Origin of the sequence: Streptomyces sp. NPDC002588, assembly GCF_040295925.1 — a bacterium.
In the GTDB taxonomy this organism is placed as follows: domain Bacteria; phylum Actinomycetota; class Actinomycetes; order Streptomycetales; family Streptomycetaceae; genus Streptomyces.
Window position 1 is genome coordinate 23,132 of the sequence record NZ_JBEOWF010000039.1, and the last position, 23,817, is coordinate 46,948.

Here is a 23,817-nt window from a genome sequence, read left to right on the forward strand (position 1 = left end):
GGTACGGTGTGAACATGACTGTGTGGGACCGGCCGGAGCCGCCGACTCAACCCGTGCCGCTCGACCGGCAGCGGATCGTCGCCGCCGCCATCGCGCTGGCCGACGAGGGCGGGCTGGAGGCGGTGTCCTTGCGCAAGGTCGCCGCCCGGCTGAACGCCGGCCCGATGCGGCTGTACGGATACATCTCCACCAAGCAGGAGCTGTTCGACCTCATGGTGGACGAGGTCCAAGCCGAGATCCTCCCCGAGGAGCGGCCCGGTGACTGGCGGGAGGCACTGCGCACCCTCGCCCACCGCACCAGGCAGGCCGCTCTCCGTCATGAATGGCTGGCCGACCTGCTCGGCGGCCGCCCGGCCCTGGGCCCGAACGGCCTCGCCGTGACCGAGGCCACGCTGGCCGCCCTCGACGGTCTCGCCGACATCGACACCGTCATGCGCGCCGTGGAGACTGTCAGCGCCTACTTCACCGGCGCGATCAGGCGCGAGATCGCGAACCTGCGGGCCGAGCGCGCCACGGGCCTGTCCAAGCGCGACTGGCAGCGCGCCTCCGGCCCGCATGTGACGAGGATGTTGGCCACCGGCCGCTTCCCGGCGCTGGCCAAGGCCGTGCACGACGGCACGGACGTGGACGCCGGGACATCCTTCGCGACCGGCCTGGACTGGGTCCTCGACGCCGTGGCCGCCAAACTCGCCCGGCCGCCGGCGTGATGCTCGAAACCGGTGTTCACCGAGGTGTCGGAGCGGTTCCGCCCAGGCAGTCGGTGAGGGCCTGGGCCGTCTCGATGACCTGCCTTCCGATCTCCGCGAGGCGGTCGTGTGTCACACGGGAGGCCGGGCCGGAGATGCTGACCGCGGTGACGACGGCCCCGCTGTGGCTGAAGGCCGGTGCGGCCACGCAGCGGATGTCGCGTTCGTTCTCCACGTCGTCGACGGCGTAGCCGCGCTCGCGGATGCGGGCCAGTTCGGCGTGCAGTTGCTCGGGCGAGGTGATGGTGGCCGGTGTGCGTGCGGGCATGCCGGCCGCGATCACCTCGGCGAGGACGTCGTCCGTGGCGTGAGCGAGGAAGGCTTTGCCGGTGGCCGTGCAGTAGGCGGGCTGGCGCCCGCCGACCCGGGAGTGCATGCGTACGGCCTGGGAGCTCTCGACCTTGTCGATGTAGACGATCTCGGGAGGGTCGAAGCTGACCAGGTGCACGGCTTCGCGCACGTCCTGGGCGAGCTGGTGCAGCAGCGGCGACGCGGTGCGCCGGATGTCGAGGCGCTCCAGGTAGAGCTGCCCGAGCAGGGCGTTCTGCGGTCCGAGGCGGTAGTGGCCGCTTTCCGGATCCTGGTCCACCAGCCGTGTCTCCCGTAGCGGGCCGACGAGCCTCAGCACGGTGGACTTGCTCAGCTGGAGCCCGGTGGCGAGGTCGGTGAGTGAGGTGCCGTGCGGATGACCGTCGTCCTCCGCCAGGTACATCAGGATGCTCAGCGCACGTCGCAGGGACGACGAGGCGTTTCGACGGGCCCCGGACACGTCAGGGGTCTGGTTCGCACTGTCGAGCGAAGCCACGCCGGTTCCTCCTGAGGGATGCGAGGCGAGGCTGTTCAGCCCCTGCCGGCCCCGTGCCGGGACCCAACCGCACCCTATCGAACTGCATTGCAAAACGGAATGTCACATATCGAAATCGAGCGTTGACGACCGTGGGGCGCCGGGCTAACTTCTCCCCAACGTTCTGCGAAACGCAATTTTGCATCGCAAAACCAGCAGGCGATCGATGGTGATCACCCCCTTCTCCGGCCGCCAGGCTCACCCTCAAAAACCCTCCCGGAAGGGAATGCACGTGATGAGATTTCGTCACCGTACCCGCACTCTGATGACGATTTGTATCGGTGTGACCGCTGTCGCATCGCTCGCCGCCTGCTCCTCCAGCAGCGGCACCTCGGCTGGGAACCAGCAGTCCTCGACGCTCCAGGACGTCATCAAGCGCGGCACCCTCAACGTCGCCAGCTGCCTGACGTTCCCGCCGTTCGGCTCGATGGACAAGAACAACAAGCCGCAGGGCTTCGACGTCGACGTCGCCACCGCCATGGCCACAGCTCTCGGCGTCAAGGTCAAGATCGTCGACACCACGTCCGCCAACCGCATTCCCAACCTGCAGACCAAGAAGGTCGACGCGGTGGTCTGCAACTTCACCACCACCGCCGAGCGAGCGAAGCAGGTCTCCTTCAGCGACCCCTACATCGTCGCGGGCGAGGTGATGCTGGTGAAGAAGTCCAGCGGCATCTCCACCCTCGAGGACCTCAGTGGCAAGACGGTCGCCGTGACCAAGGGATCCACCAACGGCGACGCGGTCAAGGCCGGCAACCCCGAAGCGAAGATCCAGGAGTACGACACCTCCGCCGCCGCCGTGCTCGCCGTCAAGCAGGGCCAGGCCGACGCCATGGTCGAGGACTCCAACTTCCTCAACTACCAGGCCAAGCAGGACTCTTCGCTCAAGGTCACCAAGGACTCCGTCGTACCGCTGGAGTACAACGGCATCGGCGTTCCGCTGGGCGACGCCACCTGGCTGCAGTGGGTCAACACGTGGTTGCGGGAGTTCAACACCTCCGGACAGGCCAACGACCTCTACAAGAAGTGGTTCGGCGTCGACCGAGTCTTCCCGCTCAACCCGTCCTACTGAGTCCCGGCCGGGCGGCGGCCCCCTCGCCGCCGCCCCGTGGAGGAGTCCCATGTTCGTTGACTGGACCTACGCCCTCCGGGACTGGGCCACCTATCTCGACGCGGCCTGGCTGTCCCTGAAACTCTCGCTCGAAGCCTTCGTGCTCGCCTTCGTCCTCGGCCTGTTCGGCGCCCTGGCCCGCAGATCCCGCCACCTGGTGCTGCGCGCGCCCGCCGCCGTCTACGTCGAGGTCATCCGCAACACCCCCGTGCTGCTGCAGATGTTCGTCGCCTACTTCGCGCTCCCGTCGGCCGGCCTCAGGCTGAGCCCGGTACAGGCGGGGGTGCTCGCCCTCGGCGTGAACGTCGGCGCGTACCTCACCGAGATCTTCCGCGCCGGCATCCAGGCCGTCCCCCGCGGCCAGCGTGAAGCCGCACGGGTACTCGCCCTGAGCCCACTGCGCACGTTCGCGCATGTGGTGCTTCCGCAGGCCCTGCGCAACGTCTACCCCGCAGTGGTGAACCAGCTCGTGCAGATCATCCTGGGTTCGTCGCTGCTGTCCGCCATCTCCGTCCCCGAGCTGACGGGCACGGCGATGGTCATCAACTCCCGCACGCTGCTGACCGTGCAGGTCTTCGGTATCGCCGCGGTGCTCTACCTGGTCCTCACCAACGCGGTCGTCCTCGTCGCGGGACTCATCGGGCGGGTCGCGTTCAAGCCCCCGCTGCGTCCCGGCGAGCGCCCCCGTCCCCTCAGCGCCGTACGCCGTCTGCTGCCGGCGCGTTCCGCGCGTCCCGTCCAGAAGGAGGCCTGATGGACTGGTCGGTCATCTGGTCGAACCGCGAACTGTACGTCTCCGGCCTGTGGGCCACGATCCTGCTCTCGATCGCGGCGATCGCCACCGGAACCCTGGTCGGTCTGGTCGTCGCGGCCGTGCGCACCAGCCGCATCCCGGTCCTGGCCCAGCTCGCCCGGGGCTATCTGGAGATCTTCCGCGGCACACCGCTGCTGATCCAGATGCTGTTCCTCTACTTCGGCGCGGCCTACCTGGGCCTCGTGGGCATCACCGTCTTCGGCGCGGCCCTGCTCGCCCTCACTCTCTACCAGGGCGCCTACATCGCGGAGATCTTCCGGGCCGGCATCGAGGCGGTGCCCCGCGGCCAGTGGGAGGCGGCGCGGGTGCTGGGCCTGCCCCGCGTTCAGACATTCCTGAGCGTCATCCTTCCCCAGACCCGGGCGATCGTCCTGCCCCCGCTGGTCGGCCAGTACCTCTCCCTGATCAAGGACACGTCGATCGCCGTGGTGATCGGCTATGTCGAACTGGTCCGCCAGGGCCAGGCCGTCATCGACCGGGTGGGCGACCCGGCGACTTCCTACGTCGCTGTCGCCGTCCTGTACTTCGTCATCTGTTATCCGCTGTCGCTGCTCGTGCGGCGCATGGAGCGAAAGGCTGTCACCGCATGATGACCACCGACCCCGCCGCCCTGCAGAAGGCGGTGACCACCTCGCGGATCTCGCTGTCCGGCGTGCACAAGCGCTTCGGTGACCTGGAGGTCCTCAAGGGCGTCGACATCGACGTGGAGCCGGGCGAGGTCGTCGTCCTGATCGGCGCCAGCGGTTCGGGCAAGAGCACACTGCTGCGCATCATGTGCGACCTGGAGCGCGCGGACAGCGGCGAGGTGTGGGTGGGCGGTGTCCCGCTGCATGACCGCAAGCGCGCGCCTGAGATCTTCGGGCACGTCGGGATGGTCTTCCAGCAGTTCAACCTCTTCCCGCACAAGACCGCGCTGGGCAATGTCACGCTCGCCCTGCTGAAGGTCCGCAAACCCTCCCGCGCGGAGGCAGAAGAGCGCGGCCGGGCCGCTTTGAAGCGGGTCGGACTCGCCGACAAGGCCGACTCCTACCCCGCACAGCTCTCCGGTGGCCAGCAGCAGCGCGTCGCCATCGCCCGGGCGCTCGCCATGGACCCCGCGATCATGTTCTTCGACGAACCGACCTCCGCTCTCGACCCCGAACTCGTCGGCGAGGTCACCGGCGTCATGCGTTCCCTCGCCGAGGACGGCATGACCATGGTCGTCGTCACCCACGAGATGCGCTTCGCCAAGGACACCGCCGACCGCGTCGTCTTCATGGACGGCGGCGTCGTCCTCGAACAGGGCTCGCCCGAGCAGGTCTTCGGCAACCCGGCCGAGCAGCGCACCCAGCAGTTCCTGCACCGAGTCCTGGACACCTGAGGGGCACTCCTTCCGCCCTGGCACCACTGTCTGAAAACCCGCAGAAGGAACCCCCCGTGCTCATCCCGCCTCCTTCTCCCCGCGCGCCCTCCGGCTCCGAGACCAAAGCCGACGTGGTGTGCATCGGAGAAACCATGGCCGTACTCAGCCCCCGGGACACCCGGCCTCTCGCGCACCAGAGAGCTCTGGCGCTCACCGTGGGCGGAGCGGAGTCCAACGTGGCCTGCGCCCTGGCCGGCCTGGGGCACAGCGCCGCCTGGCTGGGCCGAGTGGGCGACGATCCCCTCGGACAGCGCGTCCTGGAGGAACTCACCGCCCGCGGCGTCGACGTCTCCGCCGTCGAGACGGACCCGCAGCGGCCGACGGGCGTGTACTTCAAGGACCCGGGCCCGGACGGCACCGGCACGTACTACTACCGCCGGGACTCCGCGGCCGCCGCCATGGATCCCGGCCTGGCGAACCTTGCGCTGCTCCACCGGGCCCGTGTGCTGCACCTTTCCGGCATCACCGCGGCACTCTCGGACAGCTGCGCCGAACTGGTCACCCACCTCGTCTCCCGCCGGGCAGTCCCCGGGCCGGTCCTGTCCTTCGACGTCAACCACCGCCCGGCTCTGTGGCGGCACCGCCCGGCCGACGCCGCCCCCGTGCTGCTGGAGCTGGCCCGCGGCGCAGACCTCGTGTTCGTCGGACGCGACGAGGCCGAGAGACTGTGGGCCACCCGCACGGCACAGGACGTCCGCGACCTGGTCGGCCCCGGCCCGGTACTGGTCGTCAAGGACGCCGGGCACGGAGCGACGGCGTATGGCGCTGACGGCGAGGAAACCTTCGTCTCCACCCCTGCCGCCCAGGTCGTCGAACCCGTCGGAGCCGGTGACGCCTTCGCCGCCGGCTACCTCGCGGCACTGCTGGAAGGCCGCACCCCGCGGAACGGGCTACGCCTCGGCCACCTCGTGGCCGCCGCGACGCTCAGCACCCGGGAGGACATCCCCGCCGACCTGACCCGCGAGACCCTCGACCGCCACCTCGCGCTCGACGACGCGGCCTGGTCCGCCCTGCGCCTGACCTGACACTCCGTTCCCCCACAAGGAACACCACGACGAGCCGGGCCGCGATACCGACGACCGGGATCCGCACCGGCCAGGACACCTCCGCGGGCGCGTCGAGGGGGACTTCGCTCTCGGCCCCTCCTCGTTGCGTCCCGGGTCAGTCCCCGGCGGACTGCTGGAGCATGGCCAGGGTCAGGACGTCGCCGCCGATGCCCCAACCGCCGTCGGCGACCTCCTCGACCAGGACCATGGTGTTGGCCCGGGCGCGTTCGCCGTAGATCTCCACGTACAGCTCGGTGGTGCGGGTCACGATCGTCTCCTTCTGCTTCTCGTCGAGGGTTCCGGCAGGGACCTTGAAGTTCGCGAACGGCATGGTTGTTCTCCTTTTTCGATGGACATGGGGTCACGGGAAACCTGCCGCGGTGAGCAGGTGCCGGGACCGGGGTCTGCGGGGGCGTGTCGGTCGGGTGCCGGCACCGTGCAACGGGCCGCGGCCGTCAGATGATGCCGCCGTTGGCGCGGATGACCTGGCCGTTGACCCAGTGGCCGGCCGGAGAGGCGAGGAAGGCGACGACTTCGGCGATGTCGGCGGGGGTTCCGAGGCGCTCCAGCGGGGGCTGGGCGGCCAGTCGGGCGATGGTCTGTTCGTCCTTGCCATCGAGGAACAGATCGGTGGCGGTGGGGCCGGGCGCCACGGCGTTGACGGTGATGTTCCGGCCGCGCAGCTCACGCGCGAGGACCAGCGTGAGTGCTTCGACGGCGCCCTTGCCGGCGCTGTAGGCGCCGTAGCCGGGGAAGGCCAGGCCCACCACGGACGTGGAGAAGGTGATGAACGCGCCGCCGCTGCGGATCCTGCGCGCGGCCTGCTGGGCGACGACGAAGGTCCCGCGGACGTTGGTGCGGTGGAGCGCGTCCAGCTCCGCCAGGTCCAGTTCGGCGACGGGCGCCAGGTGGACCCGGCCGGCCGCGTGGACGACGACGTCGACGCCCCCGAACTCGGCCTCCGCGGTGGCGAACAGCGCGGAGATCTCCTGCTCGTCGGCTACGTCGGCCCGGACGGCGATCGCCCTGCCGCCGGCGGCCGTGACGTCCTTGACGGCGGCCTCGGCCGACTCGCGGTTGCCCACATAGCCGACCAGAACCGCGCACTGGTCGGCGGCGAGCCGGCGCACCGTCTCGCGGCCGATGCCGCGGGAGCCGCCCGTGACGACGGCGACACGGGGGCGGTCGCCCGGGGGCCCTGACGTGGTGTGGCGGTCCGCGGTTTCCTGGGCAGACATGAACACTCCTGCTTGAGGTGCCAGAGGGTTGGTGCCACGACGGATGGATCATGGCCGGGGGCGCCGGTGCGGTGCCCCGCTCGTGGCTCCAGAGTGGTCCGGTGTGCCCGCACCGGCCAGGGCTGTCCCCACCCTGGGGTTGCCGTCCCCTGGCTCACGTCCACCGGTGCACGCGACGATGGGAGACGTGAAACATTCCGCACTCGCCGCGTTCCTGAAGTCCCGGCGCGACCGGATCCGCCCGGCGGACGTCGGCCTGCCCACCGGCCCGCGGCGACGGGTGCCCGGTCTGCGGCGCGAGGAGGTCGCCCACCTGGCCGGACTGTCCGCGGACTACTACACCGAGCTGGAACGCGGACGCGGCGCCCAGCCCTCGGCCCAGGTCCTGGCCTCGCTGGCCCGGGCGCTGCGGCTGGACGGCGACGAACGCGACCATCTGTTCCACCTCGCCGACCGGGCCGTCCCCCCGGCGGCGCAGGGCCTCACCGCGCATGTCCAGCCCGGTCTGCTCAGCCTGCTGGACCAGCTCACCGCGACCCCTGCCCAGGTCATCACCGACCTGCACGAAACCCTCGTCCAGAACCCGCTGGCCGCCGCCCTCGTCGGCCGGCCCCCGGCGCTGCGCGGTCTCCAGGCGAGCTTCGTCCACCGCTGGTTCACCGACCCCGGGGCCCGCACCCTCTATCCGCCCGAGGACCACCCGCACCACTCCCGGGTCTTCGTCGCCGACCTGCAGGCGGTCGCCGCCCGGCGCGGCAGCGACCCGGAGGTGGGCAGGATGGTGGCCGGACTGCGCCGAAGCAGCCCGGAGTTCGCCGCCCTCTGGGACACCCACGACGTCGCCCTCCGGCGAACCGACCACAAACGCATCGTCCACCCCGCCCTGGGCGTCATCGAACTGGACTGCCACAGCCTGTTCAGCGAGGACGGACGCCAGCGCCTGCTGTGGTTCAGTGCCCCACCCGGCACCGAGGGCGCGGCCCAGCTGAGCCTGCTCTCCGTGATCGGCACACAGGACATGACGCCGTCGACGCTCGCATGAGGGGGACGAGGACGACACCCCGCCGCCTCCCGCCGACTGCCCGCCGAGGAACCGGGACTCGGGGTGTCGGTGGTGGGGCGAGCGCGTCAGCCGCCCCCTGACCCCGGCATCCCGCTCACCCACGCCTCCACCGCCGCGAGGTCGGCGTCGGTGAGGCCGCGGCGGTGGTCGACGCGATGCAGGAGAGCCGGGCCGGGATGCCGCGCGGCCACCCAGACGCGGTCGGCGTCGGTGATCTCGTCGTCGAGCCAGACGAAGGGGCGCCCGTCGGCCCAGGCGACCAAGGGCCGCGTCTTCCAGTGCCGCCGACCGGCCGGCGGCTCCTCGTCCGGCCACTCCACCACCGGCAGCGGGGGCAGCCCGAGCCAGGGCGCGAGGAGGGTGTTCGCCTCGTCCAGCCAGGTCGTCGCCCACACCGCCGTGCAGCCCAGCGCGGCCAGCCGGGGGCCGAGTGCCGGGTCGACCCGGGGCAGGAGGGGGTGCGGTGAGGTTCCGTGCACCGGGTAGGGGGCCGGGCCCCCGAACGGGATCAGGGTGCCGTCGACGTCGAGGAAGAGCAGTGTCATCGGCCCTCGAACCCGTTCTCCGTGAGGATCTTCTGGACTCGGGCCCGGTGGGTCTCCTCCCATGCGTCGAGGGTCTCGGTGGCCTCCTTGGCGAGCCGGGCCCTGGCCGCGGTCAGGATCTCCGCGGCGCGGGCGGCCGGCACGACGACCACTCCCTCCTCGTCGGCGACCACGACATCGCCGGGATCGACGTCGACGCCCCCGCACCGCGCCCGCTCGTTCAGCGGGCGCACGGCGGCCTTGGCGCCGGGGATCGGGATGACGCCCCGCGCGTGGACGGGGAAGCGTGCCTCCCGCACCTCCGCCAGGTCGCGGATCAGGCCGTCCAGGACGAAGGCGGCGACGCCCCGCCGCTGCGCGACCGCGCAGACGTTTCCGCCGGCCAGCGCGTAGTCCAGGTCGCCCGACTCGACGACGATCACCGAGCCGGGGTCCGCGCGGTGGATGGCCGCGTGCAGCATCAGGTTGTCGCCGGGCGGGCAGCGGACGGTGAACGCGGGCCCGGCGACCCGCGGGGCCGGCCCCCACAGGGGGCGTATCCCGATGTCCATGACCCGGGAGCGGCCGAGCAGGTCGGCGAGAATGGTGGTGGGGACGGCGGCGAAACCCGTGCTGTCGTTGCTGTCGGTCGTCATGCAGGGGACGATAGTCGGCCCGGTTCCGCGGCGTCCGACCACGGCAACTCCCTTGCGTGCACCACCTCCAGCCGGGACACCGCGCGGGTCAGCACCACGTACAGGCGGTTCAGGCCGCGTTGCTCGGACTCGGCGATCGCGGCCGGTTCCACGGCGACGACGTGGTCGTACTCCAGGCCCTTGACGAGGGTCGCGGCGATCACGGTTACCCGGCCGGTGGTGAGATCGACGCCGGCGTCGGTGAGGGCCTGGCGGATGCGGGAGGTCTCGGCGTCCGCCGTCACCACCCCGACCGAACCCTCGTGGGTGAGGGCGTCGCGTACGGCGGCGACGACCTCGGGGGCCGGGTCGCCGGTGGTGCGGCGGATGCGCAGTTCGCCGTCGCGGCGCAGGGAGCGGGCCGGGGGGACGTCCGCGTGGAGGCGGCCGAGGAGGCGGTTGGCGAGGGTGAGGACGGCGGCGGGCACCCGGTAGCCCGTGGTCAGCGGGACGAGGGCGGCGTCCGGTTTGCCCAGGTGGGCCAGTTGGACCCGCCAGGAGGCCGCCGCCCACGGGGTGGTGCCCTGGGCCAGGTCGCCGAGGACGGTGAGCGAGCCGAAGGGGACGCGGCGGGCGATGGCCCGGCACTCCATCGGGGAGAGGTCCTGGGCCTCGTCGACCACGACATGGCCGTAGCCCCGCGGATGCCGGAGGAGTCCGGCGATCTCGTCGAGGAGGACCAGGTCGGCGGCCGACCAGCGCGCGGACTTCGGTGAGCGGGGCGGCCGGGACCAGAGCAGGGCCCGCTGCTCGGAGTCGTCGAGCAGGCCGTGGGCCGCCCGCGCCAGTGCCTCAGGGTCGCTCAGCAGTCCGGCGAGCTCCTCCTCGGGCCGCAGCTTCGGCCACAGCGCGTCCACGCACGCGCCGACCGCCCGCGCCCGTTCGATCCGGCGCACCCAGGAACCGGGGGGCGGGCCCGAGCGGCGCTCCGCCTGTTCGAGGATCCGGCGGACGATCCGGCTGCGGACGCGTTCCCGCCCGACCTCGTAGGGCGGTTCCTCGGCGAGGACGGCGGTCACGATCTCCGTCAGCGCATGAGCCGGGATCCGCCAGCGGTACGACCCGTCGGGCACGGCCAGTTCCTCGGCGCGGCCGGCCGCCACCCTCCCGTACACCGCCCGGCGCAGCACCTCCGCCATGCGGGCGTCGTGCTTGGCGGCGGCGGCCGCGTCGGTGTCCGTCCCGGTCACCGGGTGGCGGGCGATCTCCTCGTGCAGGGTCGACTGGCGCACGCCCGTCTCGCCGAGGGAGGGCAGCACCTCGGCGATGTAGGAGAGGAAGGTGGGGTTGGGGCCGAGGATGAGGAGACCGGCGCGGTCGACGCGCTGCGGGTGGGTGTAGAGGAGGTAGGCGGCGCGGTGCAGGCCGACGGCGGTCTTGCCGGTGCCGGGGGCGCCCTGTACGCACACCGACTCGGTGAGTTCGCCTCGTACGAGGTGGTCCTGTTCGGGCTGGATGGTGGCCGCGATGTCGCGCATGGGGCCGACGCGGGGACGTTCGAGCTCGCGGGCGAGGAGGCCGCCGGTGCCGGCCGGCTTGCCCGCCGGTTCTCCCACGGCGAGGTGTTCGTCCTCCAGGCCGGTCAGGTCGGCGGAGTCGCCGCGGCTGCCGGGCGCCCAGCCGAACCGGCGCCGTACCGCGACACCCTGCGGGTCTCGGGCACTGGCCTGGTAGAAGGCGCGGGAGACGGGGGCCCGCCAGTCGACGACGAGGGGCGGGGCGGCGGGGTGTTCGCTGATGCGGAGCCGGCCGATGTGGTGGCCGGGCTCCCCGGTGGTGAAGTCCAGGCGGCCGAAGAACAGGGGGCCTTCGGGCAGTTCGTGCAGGGCCTTGGCGCGGCTGCGCAGCCCGTAGCCGAGGACCTCGGCGTCGGCGCCGGACGCGGAGACGTCCTCGCCGGTGACGACGTGGAGGTCGGCGCCCTCGATCATCGCGGCGAGGGCGGCGCGGCAGGTGTCGTGGTGGGCGCGTTCGTGGCGGAGGGCGGTGGCGAGTTCCTCGTGCGCGGCGGGGTCTGCGGACGTCATGGGCCAAGAGTAGGCGAATAACGTAACCGGGTTACATCTTTTACCGACTCTCGATATTTGGCGTGGGGCCGGCCGGAGCAGGACCGGCCGGGGCGGCCAGATGCGGAAGAGCCGCCTCCAGCAGTCCGAACGCCCGCTCCGCCGCCGCCACCGCCTCCGGCCGAACCTCCTCCAGCGCCTCCCCCGCCGCGATCCGCCGCCAGTTCTCCTCGGCGAGGATCCGTCGCACGGCGACGATCTGGCCCGCCGCCAGCCGGGCGTCGAGCCCGCCGCCGAGGGCCTCGGCGAGGGTGGACTCCGCGCGCTCCAGGTGGGCGTACAGGCGGGCGACCAGGGCGGGGGTGCCGTAGACCAGGTTGTGGAAGGCGCGGACCTGCGGATGGTCGTTGAGCCCGGTGACGGGGTCCTGCGCGGCGAGCCCGGCGAGGAAGTGGCGGCGCAGCGCGGGCAGCGGCGCCTCCCCCTCGGCCCGCGCGGCGGTGACCACCCGCGCCGACTCGTCCTCGTGGTCGGCGATCCGGTGCAGGACGAGGTCCTCCTTGGCCGGGAAGTACCGGAAGAGGGTCGGCTTGGAGATCTCGGCCGCGGCGGCCACCTCGGCGACGGACACCGCGTCGAAGCCCCGCTCGACGAAGAGCCGCACCGCGATGTCCGACACGGTCTCGTACATCCGCCGCTTCTTGCGCTCCCGCAGCCCGGTCTCACTCATGGGACGAGCCTACGGGCGCCACGGGTGTCGCTACGCCAGAGCGCGGGCCAGGTACGGGTTCGCGGTGGCCGGCATCGGCAGCCCCAACGACGCCGTCGCCGCCGCCAGGGTGGCGGCGTAGGAGTTCACGGCCCTGCGGACGTTGGGAACGTCGAGACTCGCGCGGGTCACCAGGCGGTCGAGGTCGATGTACGCGGAGCGGACGATCTCGATACGGCGGTAGACACCCCAGTCCCGCCGCCAGTTCCTCGTGTACACGGCGTCCAGCTGCCGCTCCCACCGCCGGACCATACGTTCCTTGATCTCGGGGCGGGTCGGGGTGAGATGCGTGTGCCGGACGAGGTCGTAGAGCGGGTCGCCGACGAGGGCCATCTCCCAGTCGATGATGGTGACCCCGAACCGGTCGTCACGGCAGACCAGGTTCCACGGGTTGAGGTCGCCGTGCAGGAGGACGGGCGACCGGTCGCTGATCCGGTGCGGGGACAGCAGCTGGCGCAGCCGCTGGTGGTCCGGCAGTCCGAGGGTCCGGGCCAGGCTCAGGGACTCCTTCGGCAGCTCCCGCACCAGCCCGACCAACTGCTCGGTCAGCCACTCGTAGAAGAGGCCCGCGCCGGCCGCCGGGTCGATGCCCTTGAAGTCGACGGCGGTCAGGGCGCACAGCTGGTCGACGAGCCCGTCGGCCTCGTGCGGCCACAGGCCGTTGACCGGGTGGCGGGGCGGGATGTCGCCCTGCGGACCGACGTACGTGTGGATGGCGAAGGGATCCTTCGGGTAGCTCTCGCCCAGCGCGAGCACACGCGGCGCCGCCACCTCGACCCCGCTCTCCTGGATCGCGCGCAGCACCGCGTGCTCGCTCAGGTAACAGGGTTCCCGGCGCGAGACGTTCGGCAGTTTGCGCCGTACGACGAGGGGGGCCGGGCGGCCCGCGACCCGGACCACGGTGTTGAGATGCGCGGTCCCCTTGAACACGTGGTCGGCCCGGGCGGCGCCCTCGGCCAGCAGGGCCTCCCGGACGGCGGCGTCGGACAGGCCTGGCTCGGGGAGGCGCGGATCCGGCTTCCAGTCGAACGCCTTCACCAGCCAGCCCCGTCGGCCGGCGTCGGCGCGGGACGACAGCCACCGGAACAGGGCTCCCTCGATCTCGCCGGTCTCCGGCACGTTCCGCAGCCGCAGCGGCTCCGCGGCCGTGGTCAGCGCCCGGCGCACCTCCGCGGTCGCCTCGTCCAGGTTCTGCTGGGTGAGCGACCGCTGCAGCGACCGGGCGGTCCGCATGACGTCCGGGTAGACGGACTGCGCCCGCTCGAAGTTGACGTAGTGCCACAGATCCGTACCCAGGCCGGTGACGGCCGCGGGCCGCAACCTGAGCATGGCCTCACGCCACGCCTCGATCACCTCGTCCCACTGGTGCGCCGGATACCGCATCCGCACGAGGTGCGTCGCGAGGTCGTGCAGCGGGTCGCCGTAGGTGGCCAGCTCCCAGTCGACGCAGATCAGCGGCGGGGCGCCGTCGTACGACACGATCAGGTTGTCCCGGTGCAGGTCCGCGTGGAGCAGGCTGTACGGACGCCGCGCCATCGCGGGCACCCGGTCGGCGAAGTCGAGGAGGGCCCGGTCGGGAAGACCCAGCGCTTTGAACAGCCCACCGAATTCGGTCCAATTGGGCCGACGGATCTGTTCGTCGGCGCACCGGGCCAGGGTCCGCAGAAAGCTCTGGCTGTCGGTGTGGCTGGCGGGCCAGCCGGCCGGCAGCGGCGGCAGCGCGGAGCGGCGCACCTCGGTCATCCGGGCCAGCAGCTCGGCCAGCGCCTTCATGAGCAGGGTGTCGACGGGTTTACCGTTTCCGCAGATGGTGGAGAGCGGCACGCCCTCCACATAGCTGTGGACGGCGAACCCCGGGCCCTTCAGCAGACATTCCGGCGCGTGCGGCAGCACATCGCGGACGGCCGCGAGGACCGCGGCCTCGTCATGCCAGGTCCTGATCACCACCGGCAGCGCGTCGGCACGCGGAACCCGCACGGTGACCTCGGTGCCGGCCGGCCGGCCCGCCCACGGGGCGATGTACTCCGTCAGAGGAACCACATAGTTCCGGTTGTGGTGACCGCTGGACGCCGGCGCCCCCTGCGCGAACTCCAGGAACCTCGTGAGTGCGGCGCCGGACGGAGCGGCGGAGGCTCGGCCTCCGGCCAGGTGCCGGGGGACTAGGGGCTCGAGCACTGGCCGCTCCGGAAAGGTCTTACTCGTTCGAATGGGTACGGCAATCGTGAGATGCCGGGCGCTGCGCCGCACGCCGGCGATGACCGGTGGAGTGAGCGCGGGCGAGCACGGGGTGCCGTCTCATCCGTATGGGACGTGCGAGGTACGCGTTTTCTCACGCGGAATGCGGGGGATACTAGCGCACTCAAATGTCAAATTTCTGGGAAACATGTTTCCAGAGGGAGTCGAACCAGCGCTGCCAGCTGACGACGAACAGGGAGTCCGGGGAGTCCGGGTCGGCGTTCTTGACGTGCTGTGTGATGGGCGCGCCGAAACCCAGGACGTCGAGGGCGGGGATCGTGGCTCCGGAGTCCAGAACGATGTCACGCTCGATCACCTCGTACGGCGCCAGGAGGGCTTGGACGCCGTTGACCAGGTAGAGCTTGAAGGCGGGGACCAGCGGAACCTGGCGGACCAGAAGATCGCAGTCCGGCACCAGCCCCTCGGTGCGCCAGGTGGTGAGCAGTCTGCGCACCGACGCGGTCGACCTGCGGGTGATCTCGTGCAGACGGCCCGTCAGGCGCGGGTCGTCCGGGTCGTCCCGGGGCCGCGGATAGGGCATGGCCACGTCCTCGGAGGGCAACAGCAGCCGCAGGGCGAGGGATTGCGGAGCGATGACCCCGTTGACGATCCGCTCCACCTGGGTCTGGAGGTGCGCGGCCAGCGACTCGGAGGTCAACGAGTAGACGTCCAAGGTCACTTCGGGCTGTTCGAAGGCCTCGTCGAGCAACGAGCCCAGCGTCCGGCCGCCCCTCAGCCGACCGGTGACCACCGATGCGGGCTGGCTCGTCGGCACCTTGATCACCCGTGAACCGCTGCCCTGCCGGGACTCGATCCAGCCTTCGTCGACCAGTTCGCGCAGAACCCGCTGGACGGTGTCCCGTGAGACACGGAGCTCCACGGAGAGATCGCGCTGGGACGGCAGGAAGGAGCGCAGCGGATAGGCGCCCTCGGCGATCCGCCCGCGCAGCTCTTCGGCGACCCGCTGGAACTCCCTGCCGCCGCCGTCCCCGCTCCGCCGTTCACTCACAAGGCGACCGTACCGTCCCCGGTCCAATGGCAAACCACTTTCAGTCAGGCCTGATTGCGAATGGACTGCCGCTTAAGGATCAGCCGGCCGGGGGAAATCCACTTCACGACAACCAGTCCAATTGGACCGAGAGTTGCACGCTTCACTGAGAGTGGCTGGAAGAGGGAGGGGACATGCTTCTGGTGTCGGCGCTGCAAGGACTGTTCGAACTGGCCGCGGGACTGCTGGCGCAGGCGAGACTCGGAACACTCGGCGTACTCCTGCTGCTGGCGGTCGGCGTGGGCGTCCGGGCCCGCCACAACGGTCTGGCGGTCAGCGCTGCCGTCGTCCTGGTGGTCCTGATGACTCAGGCCTGACGTCTGGCCGCTCTGAGTACCGTCTCGAGCGAGTTCACCACGGTCGTGGCGCCCGCGCCCCTCAGCAGTTTGTCCTTGGCCTCGTTACGCGCGTAGCCGAGGAACGGGACTCCGGCCTCCTGGGCGGCCAGGAAGTCCGAGGGCGTGTCGCCGATCATCAGGGCGGTCTCGGGGGCGGAGCCCGTGGCGCGCAGGGCGCGGTGCAGACAGTGCGGGTGGGGCTTGAGGTACTGCAGATCCTGGGTGCGGCCGTAGATGTGGGGGTTGAAGCAGGAGCCGAGGCCTCGGCCGGTGAGGTACTTGGCCACCACCCGGGGGGAGTTGTTGGTGGTGATCGCCAGGCGCAGGCCGAGCGCCGTCCAGGTGTGTATCAGCGGGTCGGCGTAGGCGGTGGGCATCGCGGAGGAGGCGGCCTTCAGTTCCTCCTGGGTGAGACGTTCCTCCAGCTCGGCGACGAGGTCGCTGCCGGGGCGCAGCCGGTCCACGGCGCGCAGGACGACGTGCGGGTCCAGCGACTCCCGCTCGGTCTCCGTCAGCAGGTGGTGCAGGCCTCGCCCCTCGAGCCACTCCACCAGCCGCTCGGCCACGTCCTCCGCCGAGTGACCGGCGAAGAGCCGGCAGATCGGGCCGTCGAAGTCCCAGAGGACGACACGTGCGCGGCCGATCATTTCCCGCAGTGTCGCCGTGTCCGCCTGGGAGTCGGGGGTCGCCTGTTGAGTCTGCTGCGTATCAGAGGTCACTAGGAAAGTGTCAGGTCCGTCGTAATGGTTTCCCAGAGGGCGTTGAACCACTTCTGGGATTCCTCGACGAACGCGGCGTCGCGCTGGCCGGCCGAGGTCTCGAAGGAGAAGAGCAGGGACTCTGTGCCCAGCACGTCGTACATGTCGAGCGTCTCGCCGCTTTCGGTGGGCTCCTCCCGGCGCTCGACCATGTAGTAGGCCATCAGCGCCTCCGTGCCGTTGAGGAGGTACAGCTTCATCGGCGGGGTGAACGGCAGCGCGCGGAAGGTGATGTCGACGTCGATGCCGTGGGAGCGCAGGGTCTGCAGGTTGTGGCGCAGGACATGGCCCTGCGCGTTGCGCATCGCCAGCCAGCGCTGGTGGACGGGGTCGTCGTCACCGCGCCCGTCGACCGGGACCGGGAAGGCGAGGTTGATGCGCCGGGACGGCAGGAGGATGCGGACGTCGATCTTGCGAGGGTGGATCACACCGGCGTGGATCAGGCGCAGGGGCTCGCCGAGGGCGGGGATGAGGCTCTCGGCGGTGAGGCAGGCGGCGTCGATCCGGACGTGCTCGGCGGCGAAGGCCTCGGTCAGGCGGGGGGCCAGGCCGACCATGGTGGGCTGGGGCTCGTCGTGACCGGGGGCGGGCGGCTCGGCGATACGCGGCGGGCTGCCCTTGCTGACGTTGGTGAGGAGGCCGTCGTCCTGGAGGGACCGCAGCGCCTGACGCACGGTGCCGCGCTCGACCCCGAACTCCTCGGCGAGTTTCTCCTGGGTGGGCATGCGCTCGCCCGCCCTGAGCTCACCGGCGTGGATGCGTTCCCGCAGGATGTCGGCGATCTCCTGGGGCGAGGGCTTTCTGCTGCCGTTCACTGCCACTTTCTCCGCCACGCTCTCCTGGGTCACGACCAAACGCTACAACTTAGATCCATCTAAAGGGAGTTGTTTGGAAGTTGTTTAGAGGTTGATGCCAAGTGGGGACAACATAGACAGAGTTGGTTGCCAACTCGATCGAGTTGGCGGAAGGTTTGCCTCCCCTGTCCCCGCGACCCTCCGAAGGGGGGAACACATGCCCGTCACCGCCCTTCTCGGCGCCGCCTTCGTCGTCGGCGTCGAGCAGACGATCCAGTGGAAGTACGGCACCGGAGGCGCCGTCGGCCTGCTGTTGCTCAGCATCGGCATCAAGGTCAAGAGCCCGGCCCTGAGCTCCGTCGGCGCAGTGATCCTCGCCCTCCTGGCCACCGGACCCGCCGTCAGCTCGTGAGCACCAGCTTCGAGCTGATCGTGTCCCACAGCGCGTCGAACCACAGGTGGGACTGTTCCACGAACGCCGAGTCGCGCGGCCCGGCACCCTGTTCGAAGGCGAACAGGACCGACCGCGTGCCCTCGGCGTCGTACATCTCCAGGTGTTCCTGGTCGATCGTCTGTTCGCGCCGCCGGACGGTGTAGTACGCGAACAGCGCCTCCGTGTCGTTGAGGAGGTACAGCTTCACGGGCGGGGTGAACGGCAGCGCGCGGAAGGTGACGTCGACGTCGATGCCGTGCGTGGAGCGCAGCGTCATCAGATTGTGCCGCAGCACCTGGCCCTGCGCGTTGCGGTGGGCCAGCCAGTGACGCTGGAGCCGCTCGGTGGCGGAGGAGTCCACCGGTGCCGGAAAGGCGAGGTCGATGTTCCGGGACGGCAGCAGCACCCGGACGTCGATCTTGGCCGGTTTCAGTTGTCCGGCATGGATCCGCTGCAGCGCCTCGCCGACCGCGGAGGTCAGTGAGACGGCGGTCAGGCACAGGGCGTCGACCTTGACGTGCTCTGCCGCGAAGGCCTCGGTCATCCGCGGCGGCAGACCCACCATCGAGGGCTGCGGGGTCGCGGCGGCACCCAGCAGGAGGCCCGCCCCGCCCGGCTGCGGGGCGACCGTCGCGGGGCTTCCCTTGGAGACGTTGGTGAGCAGGTGCTCGGACTGCAGAATGCGCAGCGCCTGGCGGACGGCACCGCGCTCGACCCCGAACTCGTCCGCCAGCTTGGCCTGCGTGGGCATGCGCTGCCCAGGCCGCAGCACGCCGGTTCTGATCCGGGTGCGCAGCTCGTCGGCCACCTCGCGGTGTGAGCGCTGCGGCCGCTCCGCCCTCCTCCGACCGTTGACGGAGGCATTTTCAGGCTCCACGTCCGAACAGTACAACTTCCCGCCATCTTCCGGCAGTTCCAAGAGAGATGGTTATAGGACGCTTCCAAGCGGACATAGTTACAGTGAAGTTGGCAGCCAACTTCAACAACATGGTCAAGCTTTCAGATGGTTGGCCGGTCGGGCTCCCTTCCGGAGGGGAGCCGGGAGCCCGAGCAGCCGGCACCGACGCACAGCCACAACTGCAGATCGCCGCACAGTCACAACCGAACATCGCGAGCACAGCCACAACTGAACAGCTACGGATGCACAGCGAAACACCCGCAGGTCTTCCCCAGCCGTCGGAAGGAGGTTCAGAACAGGTCCGGGCACCACGGTCGCCCGGACGTGCGCAGCAGGGCGTCGGCCACCCGGGCGGCGCCCGCTCGTTCTTCCCGGAGCCGGCCCAGCGCCGCGAGCCGCGCCGCGGACTGGTCGCCGAGCCACAGCGACGCCAGCTCGGCCACGTCCAGCGTGAGGTCGGCGGTGCGGGTCGTCGGCACGCAGGAGGCGCCGTCCGGGGCCGCGTCCAGCAGATAGCGGCCCCCGGCCAGGCCGGCCCGGTCGACGACCTCCAGGACCAGCGTGCCCGTCGCGTCGTAGGTCCGCGCCTCCAGAGCCCGTACGACGTCCAGCAGCCGCACCCACAGCCAGTCCGCCTGGGTGGTGATGGTCGCCGCGCGCGGATCCGGCAGCAGCAGCGGGAGCAGGTCGTCGGGGGACCGGAAGCCCGACCTGACCCGGGTGATCCAGTCGATCGAGCACAGGTAGTGCCACAGCGCGCGCTCCGCGGCCGGGGTCACCGAGAGCAGCCAGTTCACCGAGGCCGTGTTCAGCGGCTGCTTGGCGTCGCTCCACTTGTCGTCCGCCGTGTAGGAGACCATGCCCTCGACCTCGCCGTCCGCCGAGCGGTACACGGCGTAGTACGGCTCGGTCCACTCGCCGTGCAGCCGCAGCACCCCGGTGTTCAGGTCCCACCAGCGGTGGGCGCGGCTGACGGCACCGGGCTGGGCGAGGCGCAGCCGCCCGTGCAGTTCGGGGCCGAGTTTGCGGACCTCCTCGCCGTCGGCCAGGTCGATCCGGCCGCCGGCCAGGGGGACCGTGCCGCGCGGGTCGAGACCGGAGCGCGCGACGTCGACCGTCCACTCGGTCATCGTGGTGGCGGGGCCGAAGCCGTGGCGTCCGTAGATGCGGTACTCGGCGGCGATGAGGGTGGCGACGACGTCCCCCCGGTCCTTCGCGGCCGTCAGGTCCTCGAACATCAGGCGGGTGAGGAGACCGCGGCGGCGGTGGGTGGGGCTGACGGTGACGTTGGAGATCGCGTCGGCCGGGACGGGCCTGCCGCCCACCGCGGTGAGCTCCTGGGGGAAGGAACGGAAGGTCGCCACACAGCGGCCGGCGTCGAAGGCACCGTAGACGCGGGAGCGGGCGTCCTCGAGGGTGGTGCGGCGGGCCGCGAAGGCCTCTTCCGAGACGACGGGGGGACGGAGGAAGCCCGTGTCCAGGGTGCGGAGCCAGTCGGCGAGTTCAGGGGCGGTGGGGGCGATGAGGCGGACGTCCATGGGGCCACCGTAGGTTCGGCGCGGGTGGGTGTCGCCGGGTTTTTCCCCGCCGCCCAGGGACGGCACCGCTCGCTACACCAGCAGGTCGTCCACCTGGGCCTCGCCCTCGCGGTAGCGGCGGGTGATCTCCGCGCCGCAGTCGTCGGCCGTGCGTTGCAGGTGCTGGCGGTGGCGGGAGACCTGCTGCTCGTAGCGCTCCAGACGGTCCATCGCGGTGTGGAGTTCGGGGTCGGTTCGGGCGTCGAGGTCGGAGAGTTCGACGTCGGCGAGCATGTCGGCGGCGAGGCGGCCGTACTCCTCGCTGTGCGGGGTGCCCAGGGTGACATGGCGGGCGGAGGAGCGGTGGCGGGCCGGGGCGTCGGTGAGGATCTCCGGCAGCCGCTCGACCACGGAGGCCGCGCCCGTCGGGGAGCGGCGGGCCAGCTCGGCGCGCAGGATGTCGATCCGCCCCTGGAGCAGCCTCCGTACATAGCTGAGGTCGGCCTCGTCGCGCTGGGCGCCCTGGCGCAGGGTGCGCAGCTCGGGCAGGCTCAGCCGGACGAGGTCGTGCTCGGGCGGATCCGCGGGCGGCCCGGGGCTGTCGCCGCGCTGGGAAGGCGGCCGGTGTGCCGTCGGCCGCCCGGTACTCGGTGTGCTCATGTCCCTCTACCGTCCCCTCGACCGGCGTGTGGTGGAAGCATCGTGCCACCCCGAGTCGCCACCACGTGACCGAGTCCCCCCGAACGGCCCCAGACAGGGCCTAAAGGATCAAAAATGGGCCCCCGGAGGGGGTGTGCGGGGCGACCGGCATGATGGTCCGCATGCGAGCGGTGGTGCAGAGAGTGGACGGCGCGAGCGTCGTCGTGGACGGGGAGACGGTCGGGGAGATCACCGGCGAGGGGCTGTGCGTCCTCGTCGGGGTGACCCACGAGGACACGAAGGAGAAGGCGGCGCAGCTCGCGCGCAAACTGTGGTCGGTGCGCATGCTGCAGGACGAGAAGTCGTGCAGCGACATCGACGCGCCGCTGCTGGTGATCAGCCAGTTCACACTGTACGGCGACGCGCGCAAGGGCCGCCGGCCCACCTGGAACGCGGCCGCCCCCGGCCCGGTCGCCGAGCCCCTGGTGGACGAGGTGGTGGCGCGGTTGCGTGCGCTGGGGGCGACGGTCGCGACGGGCCGGTTCGGCGCGCAGATGAGGGTGGCACTGACGAACGACGGCCCTTTCACGGTCCTGATCGAGATCTAGGGTTCCGGGAGTTCCAGGGGGGCTTGCGTTCTAAGGCTCTACGACGACTTCCTGGGCGGCCGCCGTGGTGTCCGCCATCAGCGGGGCGTCCACCGGGACGTTCCGCTTCACCAGGGCCAGGGCCACCGGACCCAGTTCGTGGTGGCGGACGGACGTCGTGATGAAACCGATCTTGCGGCCGTCGGGGGCCCCGTCGGCGACCCGGAGTTCGGTGCCGGCGACGGGGAGGTGGACCTCGCTGCCGTCGAGATGGAGGAAGACCAGGCGACGGGGCGGCTTGCCCAGGTTCTGCACCCGGGCGACGGTCTCCTGGCCGCGGTAGCAGCCCTTCTGCAGGTGCACGGCCGTACCGATCCAGCCCAGCTCGTGCGGGATGGTGCGGTGGTCGGTCTCGAAGCCGACACGCGGCCGGTGCTGTTCGACGCGCAGCGCCTCGTACGCCAGGATCCCGGCCGGAGGCCCGGCCTTCTCCGCGTACGGCTCCAGGTCGGCGCGGGGCAGGAAGAGGTCGCGGCCGTACGGCGTCTCACGCACGACGACGCCTTCGGGCACCGCGGCGATGGAGCCGGCCGGGAGATGGACGACGGCGGTGTCCGCGGTGCGGTCGGCGACCTCGACCCGGTAGAAGAACTTCATCGACTCCAGGTACGTGATCAGCGCGTCCGTGGTGCCGGGCTCGACATGGGCCCAGACCGTCTCTCCGTCGTCGACCAGGTAGAGCGCGTGCTCGATGTGGCCGTGGGCGGACAGGATCAGGGCCTCGGTGGCCTGTCCGGTGGGGAGTTCGCTGACGTGCTGGGTGAGCAGCAGGTGCAGCCAGCTGAGGCGGTCCTCGCCGGTGACGGTGATGACTCCGCGGTGCGAGAGGTCGACGAAACCGGTGCCGTCGGCGAGGGCGCGCTGTTCGCGGAACAGGTCGCCGTAGTGGGCGGCGACACCTTCATCCACCCCCTCGGCGGGGACGGCGCCGGGCAGGGACAGCAGGGGGCTCTTCATACAGACAAGCCTACGACTCGGTAATCGAAGCCTTGGTGGTCGAAGGCTTGGTGGTCGAAGGCTTGGTGGTCGAAGGCTTGGCAGTCGAAGTCCTGGCGGCTGAGGCCTTGAGCGAGCAGTCCTTGCAGCGGCCGAAGATCGCGAAGTGCTTCATGTCGGTCTCGAAGCCGAAGGTGTCGCGCAGTTTGGCGGTGAACTCGGCCGCCACCGCCACATCGGCCTCGATGACGTTCTCGCAGTCCCGGCAGACCAGATGGATGTGGTGATGCCGGTCGGCGAGGTGATAGGTGGGAGCGCCGTGCCCGAGATGGGCATGGCTGACCAGCCCGAGCTCCTCGAGGAGCTCCAGGGTCCGGTAGACGGTGGAGATGTTGACCCCCGACGCCGTCCTCTTCACTTCCGTGAGGATTTCGTCGGGGGTCGCGTGCTCCAGGGTGTCCACGGCTTCGAGCACGAGTTGCCGCTGCGGCGTCAGCCGGTAGCCACGCTGCCTGAGGTCGCTCTTCCAGTCGGTGCTCACCACACCACAGAGTCTAGAACCACGTCAGCCGCCCGGGAGCATCCTCCCGGGCATGCGGCTCGGACACCGATCCACCGAGGAAAGATCGCCTCGGGTCACTTGAAGAAAGCGATGCCGTCGTCCGGCATGTCGTCGGGCAGGGCCTTGGCCCAGCGCTCGACCTCCTCCGGGGTCACGACCTTCTTCAGGTGGGCCGACATGTAGGGGCGCAGCTCGACCTCGGGGGTCTGCTTCTCGCCGACCCACATCAGGTCGCTCTTGACGTAGCCGTAGAGCCGCTTGCCGCCGGAGTAGGGGCGGGAGGCGGCCGTGCGGGCCACCGCGTCCGTGACCAGGTCGATCTGCGGCTTCTTGTCGGCCAGCTCGCCGTACCAGATCTCGATGACGCCGTCGTCGCGGGTCATCGTGACCTCGACCTTGCGGGCGTCGGCGATCCGCCAGAAGCCGGACTCCGACTCCAGGGGCCGGACCTTGTTGCCGTCGCCGTCCAGGGCCCAGGTGTGGGAGTGGTACTCCAGGAAGTCCCGGCCGTCGTGGGTGAAGGTGACCTCCTGGCCGAAGTTGCACTTCTCCGAGCCGGGGAAGTCGTGCACACCCGCGCCCGCCCAGGTGCCCAGCAGGAAGGCGAGGGGGACGAGGTCCTTGTGGAGGTCGGACGGGATCTCGATCATGAGTGGCGGTTCCTAGACGTGGGTCAGCGCTGGCCCTGGTACAGCTTCTTCACGGTCAGACCGGCGAAGGCGAGCACGCCGACGCAGACCAGGACCAGCAGGGT

General features: G+C 70.8%; 27 protein-coding genes. 10 read left to right on the top strand and 17 right to left on the bottom strand.

From position 1 onward, the window contains the following. The first annotated feature begins 14 nt into the window (after positions 1–14). Positions 15–707, top strand: coding sequence for a TetR/AcrR family transcriptional regulator (locus ABT057_RS35365; RefSeq protein ID WP_352347967.1), 693 nt, complete (start codon positions 15–17; stop codon positions 705–707). A 16-nt stretch (positions 708–723) separates the two neighbouring features. On the opposite strand, the gene ABT057_RS35370 is transcribed toward ABT057_RS35365, so the two are convergent. Continuing rightward, the gene (locus ABT057_RS35370; RefSeq protein WP_352347968.1) at positions 724–1,551 is read right to left on the bottom strand and encodes an IclR family transcriptional regulator; all 828 of its coding nucleotides are present in this window, start codon (positions 1,549–1,551) and stop codon (positions 724–726) included. 322 nt (positions 1,552–1,873) lie between these two features. On the opposite strand from ABT057_RS35370, the gene ABT057_RS35375 reads away from it, so the two are divergent. The 5 genes from ABT057_RS35375 to ABT057_RS35395 are packed head-to-tail and all read left to right on the top strand — an operon-like array spanning position 1,874 to position 5,942. Further along, positions 1,874–2,662 carry an ABC transporter substrate-binding protein gene (locus ABT057_RS35375; RefSeq protein WP_352347969.1) on the top strand — a complete coding sequence of 263 codons (789 nt, stop codon included), beginning with the start codon at positions 1,874–1,876 and terminating at the stop codon, positions 2,660–2,662. Between the two features lie 49 nt (positions 2,663–2,711). Then, the gene (locus ABT057_RS35380; protein ID WP_352347970.1) at positions 2,712–3,455 is read left to right on the top strand and encodes an amino acid ABC transporter permease; all 744 of its coding nucleotides are present in this window, start codon (positions 2,712–2,714) and stop codon (positions 3,453–3,455) included. Further along, entirely contained in the window at positions 3,455–4,105 is a 651-nt protein-coding gene (locus ABT057_RS35385; RefSeq protein ID WP_352347971.1) for an amino acid ABC transporter permease, read from the top strand. The genes ABT057_RS35380 and ABT057_RS35385 overlap by 1 nt, the downstream gene beginning before the upstream one ends. Continuing rightward, positions 4,102–4,875: an amino acid ABC transporter ATP-binding protein gene (locus ABT057_RS35390; protein ID WP_502974017.1), complete on the top strand. Its 774-nt coding sequence runs from the start codon at positions 4,102–4,104 to the stop codon at positions 4,873–4,875. Before ABT057_RS35385 ends, ABT057_RS35390 begins: the two co-directional genes overlap by 4 nt. Positions 4,876–4,931: 56 nt before the next feature. Then, entirely contained in the window at positions 4,932–5,942 is a 1,011-nt protein-coding gene (locus tag ABT057_RS35395) for a sugar kinase (protein WP_502974018.1), read from the top strand. 136 nt (positions 5,943–6,078) lie between these two features. On the opposite strand, the gene ABT057_RS35400 is transcribed toward ABT057_RS35395, so the two are convergent. Beyond that, positions 6,079–6,294, bottom strand: coding sequence for a tautomerase family protein (locus ABT057_RS35400; protein ID WP_352347972.1), 216 nt, complete (start codon positions 6,292–6,294; stop codon positions 6,079–6,081). 124 nt (positions 6,295–6,418) lie between these two features. After that, positions 6,419–7,201 (bottom strand): SDR family oxidoreductase, encoded by a 783-nt coding sequence (locus tag ABT057_RS35405; RefSeq protein ID WP_352347973.1) that lies wholly within the window; start codon positions 7,199–7,201, stop codon positions 6,419–6,421. Between the two features lie 187 nt (positions 7,202–7,388). Between ABT057_RS35405 and ABT057_RS35410 the strand changes: the two genes are divergently transcribed. Continuing rightward, the gene (locus ABT057_RS35410) at positions 7,389–8,243 is read left to right on the top strand and encodes a helix-turn-helix transcriptional regulator (RefSeq protein ID WP_502974019.1); all 855 of its coding nucleotides are present in this window, start codon (positions 7,389–7,391) and stop codon (positions 8,241–8,243) included. An 86-nt stretch (positions 8,244–8,329) separates the two neighbouring features. Here ABT057_RS35410 and ABT057_RS35415 read toward each other — a convergent pair whose 3' ends face one another. The 6 genes from ABT057_RS35415 to ABT057_RS35440 all read right to left on the bottom strand — a co-directional run bounded on the left by ABT057_RS35415 (position 8,330) and on the right by ABT057_RS35440 (position 15,502). Next, positions 8,330–8,809, bottom strand: a complete 480-nt coding sequence (locus ABT057_RS35415; protein WP_352347975.1) for an HAD domain-containing protein — start codon at positions 8,807–8,809, stop codon at positions 8,330–8,332. Continuing rightward, positions 8,806–9,444, bottom strand: coding sequence for an RraA family protein (locus ABT057_RS35420; protein ID WP_352347976.1), 639 nt, complete (start codon positions 9,442–9,444; stop codon positions 8,806–8,808). The genes ABT057_RS35415 and ABT057_RS35420 overlap by 4 nt, the downstream gene beginning before the upstream one ends. Continuing rightward, entirely contained in the window at positions 9,441–11,510 is a 2,070-nt protein-coding gene (locus tag ABT057_RS35425; protein ID WP_352347977.1) for a HelD family protein, read from the bottom strand. Before ABT057_RS35425 ends, ABT057_RS35420 begins: the two co-directional genes overlap by 4 nt. 40 nt (positions 11,511–11,550) lie before the next feature. Then, the gene (locus ABT057_RS35430; protein WP_352347978.1) at positions 11,551–12,219 is read right to left on the bottom strand and encodes a TetR/AcrR family transcriptional regulator; all 669 of its coding nucleotides are present in this window, start codon (positions 12,217–12,219) and stop codon (positions 11,551–11,553) included. 30 nt (positions 12,220–12,249) lie between these two features. Further along, positions 12,250–14,433 (bottom strand): phosphotransferase, encoded by a 2,184-nt coding sequence (locus ABT057_RS35435; protein WP_352347979.1) that lies wholly within the window; start codon positions 14,431–14,433, stop codon positions 12,250–12,252. A gap of 184 nt (positions 14,434–14,617) precedes the next feature. Continuing rightward, on the bottom strand, positions 14,618–15,502 hold the full coding sequence (locus tag ABT057_RS35440) for a GntR family transcriptional regulator (protein WP_352347980.1): 885 nt from the start codon (positions 15,500–15,502) through the stop codon (positions 14,618–14,620). A gap of 173 nt (positions 15,503–15,675) precedes the next feature. Between ABT057_RS35440 and ABT057_RS35445 the strand changes: the two genes are divergently transcribed. After that, positions 15,676–15,858, top strand: a complete 183-nt coding sequence (locus ABT057_RS35445; protein ID WP_352347981.1) for a hypothetical protein — start codon at positions 15,676–15,678, stop codon at positions 15,856–15,858. Here ABT057_RS35445 and ABT057_RS35450 read toward each other — a convergent pair. Together ABT057_RS35450 and ABT057_RS35455 are read right to left on the bottom strand one after the other, a co-directional pair. Beyond that, entirely contained in the window at positions 15,849–16,649 is an 801-nt protein-coding gene (locus tag ABT057_RS35450; RefSeq protein ID WP_352347982.1) for an HAD family hydrolase, read from the bottom strand. The two genes, ABT057_RS35445 and ABT057_RS35450, sit on opposite strands and share 10 nt — an antisense overlap. After that, positions 16,598–17,491 carry a GntR family transcriptional regulator gene (locus ABT057_RS35455; RefSeq protein ID WP_352347983.1) on the bottom strand — a complete coding sequence of 298 codons (894 nt, stop codon included), beginning with the start codon at positions 17,489–17,491 and terminating at the stop codon, positions 16,598–16,600. Before ABT057_RS35455 ends, ABT057_RS35450 begins: the two co-directional genes overlap by 52 nt. Positions 17,492–17,648: 157 nt before the next feature. Here ABT057_RS35455 and ABT057_RS35460 point away from each other — a divergent pair, with 157 nt between their 5' ends. After that, complete coding sequence (locus ABT057_RS35460; protein ID WP_352347984.1) at positions 17,649–17,843, top strand: hypothetical protein; 195 nt, start codon at positions 17,649–17,651, stop codon at positions 17,841–17,843. Here ABT057_RS35460 and ABT057_RS35465 read toward each other — a convergent pair. The 3 genes from ABT057_RS35465 to ABT057_RS35475 form a co-directional block, all read right to left on the bottom strand. Then, a complete protein-coding gene (locus ABT057_RS35465) occupies positions 17,833–18,741 on the bottom strand; it encodes a winged helix-turn-helix domain-containing protein (protein WP_352347985.1) in 909 nt (302 codons plus the stop codon). The genes ABT057_RS35460 and ABT057_RS35465 overlap by 11 nt on opposite strands. A gap of 311 nt (positions 18,742–19,052) precedes the next feature. Further along, complete coding sequence (locus ABT057_RS35470) at positions 19,053–20,300, bottom strand: GNAT family N-acetyltransferase (RefSeq protein WP_352347986.1); 1,248 nt, start codon at positions 20,298–20,300, stop codon at positions 19,053–19,055. Positions 20,301–20,372: 72 nt separating this feature from the next. Continuing rightward, positions 20,373–20,939: an RsiG family protein gene (locus ABT057_RS35475; protein ID WP_352347987.1), complete on the bottom strand. Its 567-nt coding sequence runs from the start codon at positions 20,937–20,939 to the stop codon at positions 20,373–20,375. A gap of 161 nt (positions 20,940–21,100) precedes the next feature. Here ABT057_RS35475 and dtd point away from each other — a divergent pair, with 161 nt between their 5' ends. Then, on the top strand, positions 21,101–21,526 hold the full coding sequence (gene dtd, locus ABT057_RS35480; RefSeq protein ID WP_352347988.1) for a D-aminoacyl-tRNA deacylase: 426 nt from the start codon (positions 21,101–21,103) through the stop codon (positions 21,524–21,526). A gap of 30 nt (positions 21,527–21,556) precedes the next feature. On the opposite strand, the gene ygfZ is transcribed toward dtd, so the two are convergent. The 3 genes from ygfZ to ABT057_RS35495 all read right to left on the bottom strand — a co-directional run bounded on the left by ygfZ (position 21,557) and on the right by ABT057_RS35495 (position 23,713). Continuing rightward, on the bottom strand, positions 21,557–22,522 hold the full coding sequence (ygfZ, locus tag ABT057_RS35485) for a CAF17-like 4Fe-4S cluster assembly/insertion protein YgfZ (protein WP_352347989.1): 966 nt from the start codon (positions 22,520–22,522) through the stop codon (positions 21,557–21,559). A gap of 10 nt (positions 22,523–22,532) precedes the next feature. Beyond that, a complete protein-coding gene (locus tag ABT057_RS35490) occupies positions 22,533–23,045 on the bottom strand; it encodes a Fur family transcriptional regulator (RefSeq protein ID WP_352347990.1) in 513 nt (170 codons plus the stop codon). 92 nt (positions 23,046–23,137) lie between these two features. After that, positions 23,138–23,713, bottom strand: coding sequence for a heme-binding beta-barrel domain-containing protein (locus ABT057_RS35495; protein ID WP_352347991.1), 576 nt, complete (start codon positions 23,711–23,713; stop codon positions 23,138–23,140). Positions 23,714–23,817: the final 104 nt, after the last annotated feature.